This window comes from Citreimonas sp. (assembly GCF_042096055.1).
Classification (GTDB): domain Bacteria; phylum Pseudomonadota; class Alphaproteobacteria; order Rhodobacterales; family Rhodobacteraceae; genus Citreimonas.
The window spans coordinates 14,642-18,993 of record NZ_JBELMH010000019.1; the positions used below are offsets into that span (position 1 = coordinate 14,642).

General features: G+C 69.1%; 4 protein-coding genes and 1 pseudogene. All 5 read right to left on the reverse strand.

The window, feature by feature from the left end:
- Positions 1-559 (reverse strand): annotated as a pseudogene (locus ACFDTC_RS06525) (hypothetical protein); the annotation flags it as partial.
- A 217-nt stretch (positions 560-776) separates the two neighbouring features.
- Positions 777-1,559, reverse strand: coding sequence for a carbon-nitrogen hydrolase family protein (locus ACFDTC_RS06530; protein ID WP_375258075.1), 783 nt, complete (start codon positions 1,557-1,559; stop codon positions 777-779).
- Positions 1,560-1,561: 2 nt separating this feature from the next.
- Positions 1,562-2,359 carry an ABC transporter permease gene (locus ACFDTC_RS06535; protein WP_375258076.1) on the reverse strand — a complete coding sequence of 266 codons (798 nt, stop codon included), beginning with the start codon at positions 2,357-2,359 and terminating at the stop codon, positions 1,562-1,564.
- A complete protein-coding gene (locus tag ACFDTC_RS06540) occupies positions 2,356-3,210 on the reverse strand; it encodes an ABC transporter permease (RefSeq protein ID WP_375258077.1) in 855 nt (284 codons plus the stop codon). Before ACFDTC_RS06540 ends, ACFDTC_RS06535 begins: the two co-directional genes overlap by 4 nt.
- Entirely contained in the window at positions 3,207-4,250 is a 1,044-nt protein-coding gene (locus ACFDTC_RS06545) for an ABC transporter ATP-binding protein (protein WP_375258078.1), read from the reverse strand. The genes ACFDTC_RS06540 and ACFDTC_RS06545 overlap by 4 nt, the downstream gene beginning before the upstream one ends.
- Positions 4,251-4,352 lie beyond the last annotated feature (102 nt).

Genomic DNA, 4,352 nt, shown 5'->3' on the forward strand with positions numbered 1-4,352 from the left:
TGGCGGTGAAGAACGCGCGCGTGTCCGTCACGTCGGCATAGACCTCGGCCACGCCGAGGATCGCGCCGTCGGCCCCGAAGATGGGCACGTAGGCCTCGGCGTAAAGGTCGGGCCGGTCAGGCTTGGCCCTGCCGTCGTTGACCGCTGCCGCGGGTCGGGCCGATCGTGCCACGGCCGCGGCATCCGCGTCGATCTCGGCCGCGACACCAGAAGGGTTGTCGAGCGCGGAATCGTCTGACACGAGCACCAGCCGCCCGTCGGCATCGTACAGCGAGAAGCGGAAGATCGATCCAACGGATCGGACCGCGCGGATGGCGTCGTCCTGCGCGGCGTCGGGCAGGCCGGTGGCGATCAGGCGATCGAGATCGGGGACGTTGTGGGCCATGAAGGTGGCCCACCGCTCGGAATCGTCGATGGCCTGACGCTTGACCACGTCTTCGACCGTGCGATCGACCGCGATCGAGATCGCCAGCCACAGCGTGGCGGCGATGCAGATGCCGACCGCGAGGATCTGCAGGCCCTGCGGTCCGCCGCGCAGCGGTGGCGGTGTACCTGCCATCACGCCGGCGGCCCCCGAAACGGTAAGCGGTTCAGACCCTTCGCACTTGCTACCCGACACAAAGCGCCCCTTCGTCGATCCGGCGGGATGCCGGGCGATGATCCACCCGATACGCGGGCGGCGACGGCAGGAGCCTAGGTCGGCGAAGTTGATAGCCGGTGAAGGGGTGCGGCCAAAAAACTAGGATTTTCTGAAAGTTGCCCCGGACGGGCGGGGATCAGCGTCCGGCCTCTTCGACCGAGCGCAGATCGTCGACATAGCACGCTTCGGCCCGCGCGCGGGTGATCGTCGCGCGGTCGATCTTGGCCAGCAGCAACTCGGCGCCCTCGCCGGCGCGCGTCAGGATCTCACCCTCGGGGCCGCAGATGCAGGACAGGCCGACGAAATCGAGGCCGGGCTCGTGCCCGCTGCGGTTGGCGTAGGCGACGAAAATCTGGTTCTCCATCGCGCGCACGGGCACCACCTGCCGCGCGATCCGGTCGTGCGGCGCCATCAGCGCGGTGGGCACGACGACCAGGTCGCAGCCGGCCTGCGCCTCGGCTCGGATCAGTTCGGGGAACTCGACATCGTAGCAGATCGCAACGCCGACGCGCAGCCCGCCGCAGTCGAAGCGGAGCGTGCCCGCGCCGGGACGGAAGGTCGCCTGTTCCCAGCCGCCGAAGAGCGCGCGCTTGTGGTAGCGGCCGAGCTCGGCGCCGTCGGCCGAGAATACCACGGCCGCGTTGCGCAGCCCCTCGGGCGCGTCGAGATGCGTGCCCATCACCAGCGTCAGCCGCGTGCGCGCGGCGATCCGGCCGATCTCGGCCAGCGCGTCCTCGACCCCCGGCAGGTCGCCCGCCGTGAGGCCGGGAATGTGGTAGCCGGTCAGGAACCCCTCGGGGAAGACCAGCAGATCCGCCCCCTGCCCTGCCGCCATCTCGGCGACGCGCGCGACCTCGGCCACCGTAATGTCGAGATCGTCGGGCACGCCCGCACCCTGCCAGACAGCCAGTTTCATCATGCTCACTCCTTCACCCGGTCGGCGCCCAGCAGGCGCGGCAGGTTCCCGAACCGGCCGATCAGGCCGAAGACCAGCGCCGCCAGCACAACGAAAAGCACCGACACCACGCCCATGATCGGCGTGTAGCCGTAGCGCAGGCTGTTGAAGATCTTGATGGGCAGCGTCTCCACCGTGAAGCCGGCAACCATGTAGGCGATGATGTACTCGTTCAGCGACAGCACGAAGGCGAAAGCGTAGCCCGAGACCATGTAGGGCACCAGCAGCGGCAGCACGACGGTGCGCAGCACCTGCCAGCGCGTGGCGCCCATGGTGCGCGCGGCCTCGATCAGCGCGATGTCGACCGCGCCGAGGCCGAGGCTGATCGTGACCACCGGCAGCGTCACCAGGAAGACCCCGTGCGAGACGATCGTGGCGCCCATCTGGCCGTACATGCCCAGCGTCACCCAGAACACCAGGTAGCCCAGCGCCGAGATCACCGGCGGCAGCATGAAGGGTGCGACGCCGAGCGTGTAGAGCACACGCGACAGCCAGCCGCCGCGCGCCCAGACGTGCAGCGCCAGCGGCAGCGCCACGACGACCGCCAGCAGGCTCGATGTGGCCGCGATCACCAGCGAGTTGCGCAGCGGGCCCAGCCAGTCGGGGTCGCGGAACAGCGCGCCGTACCAGCGCAGCGAAAGCTCGGTCGGCGGAAAGCGCAGGCTTTGCTGCGCGTTGAGCGACACGCCCAGGATCACCGCGATCGGCGCGGCGAGCAGCGCCAGGATCAGCGCGACGTAGAAGACCTGCAGCCGCCGGGTCATGCGCCGGCCCCCTTGTCGCGGCCCAGCAGCAGCGTCACGCCAACGAGGAACAGCGACACCAGCAGCAAAAGCACCGCCATCGCCGCCGCGAAGGGCAGGTTCGACTGGAAGATCGCCTGATCGGTGATGTGCACGGACAGCGTCCAGTGCTGCGGCTGGCCCAGCACCTGCGGCAGCAGGTAGACGCCCAGCGTGAACACGAAGACCAGGATCAGCGCGCCGAAGAGCGGCGCGCGCAGCATGGGCACCGTGATCGTGAAGAAGGCGCGCAGGGGACTGGCGCCCATGACGCGCGCGGCCTCGCCCAGCTCCGGGTCGAGGCGCGAGACCGGCGGGTAGAGCACCAGCACCGCGTAAGGCAGCCCGAGGTAGCACATGCCCGTCATCAGCGCGAAGAGGCCAGGCGTGAAGGCGCGCGATTCCTCGAGGATGCCCAGCCAAGCCAGCAGGTTTCCGACGCCCGCCGTACGCGACAGCAGCGTCGACAGCGAAAAGCCGATGATGACCTCTGAAAGCGACAGCACCGACAGCAGAACGACCAGCACGACCGTCTGCGCCCGCCCGCTCATCCGCGCGAGGATCACCGCGAAGGGAAAGCCCAAGGCGACACAGATCGCCGCCGCGGCCGCCGAGAGGGTGATCGAGGTCAGCAGGATCTGCCCGAAGAAGGGCGAGACGAAGCGCAGGTAGCTGTCGAGCTCGAAGCCTGGCTCGTAAAAGCCGCCTGGCACCCGGTGGGCGACGCTGACCGACAGCATGATCGCGAAGGGCACGAGGAAGAACACGGCCAGCCAGGCGGCGGGCAGACCGGCGAACCAACCGGGGGTGGGCTTGTCGGGCGTGGCGCTCATGCCGGCAGGACCACGCGGTTGCCGGAGGCAAATTCCAGCCCGACGGTGTCGCCTTGGGCCACGTCGGGGCGGGCGCCGGGCGCGAACAGGGCAGTCACGTCATGCCCGTCGAAGTCGAGCATGACCTGCACGCTGTCGCCGAGGTCGCGGATGAAGGTGACGCGCGCGGGCAGCCCGGCCTCGACATCCGTCAGGCGCACGTCCTCGGGGCGGACCGACAGGACGGCGTCGTCGCCCGGCGCGCATTTCACCCGGTCCTCGGGCGCGAGCGCGATCTTGTGACCCATCACGTCCACCGCATCATCGTGCAGCGCGCAGGGCAACAGGTTCGAGGTGCCGATGAACCCCGCGACGAAGGCATTGGCGGGATCGCGGTAGACCTCCATCGGGGCGCCGACCTGCTGCACGCGGCCCTTGTCCATGACGATGACGATGTCGGCCATGGTCAGCGCCTCTTTCTGGTCGTGCGTCACCACCACGGTGGTCACGCCCAGACGCTGCTGAAGCTGGCGCAATTCGACCTGCATGTGCTCGCGCAGGTTGGCGTCCAGCGCCGACAACGGCTCGTCCAGCAGGAAGACGCGCGGATCGATGGCCAGTCCGCGCGCGATGGCGACCCGCTGACGCTGGCCGCCCGAGAGCTGGTGGATGCGCCGGTCGCCCATGCCGTCGAGCTGCACGAGCGCCAGCAATTCGTCTGCACGGCGGCGCCGCTCGGCCTTCGGCCGGCCGCGGATCGCCAGCGGATAGGCAACGTTGTCGGCTACCGTCAGGTGCGGAAACAGCGCCAGAGACTGGAAGACCATCCCGAAATCGCGCTTGTCCGGCGGCACGTCGGTCTGGTCCTGCCCGCCCACGACCAAGCGCCCGGCGCTTTGCGTCTCAAGCCCGGCAAGCAGCCGCAGCAGGGTCGTCTTGCCGCAGCCGGACGGGCCCAGCAGGCACACGAAACTGCCGTCGGGTATGTCGAGCGTCACGTCGTCCACGGCGTTGAACGTGCCGAAACGCTTGGTCAGGCCGCGCAGCGAGAGTTCGGTCATCGGGGTCTTTCACGTGTTGTCCGGCCGGGCGCCACCGCCCGACCGGAGCAGGGATCAGCCGGTGACGAGTTCCGACCACTTCTGGTTCACCCAGTCGGCGCG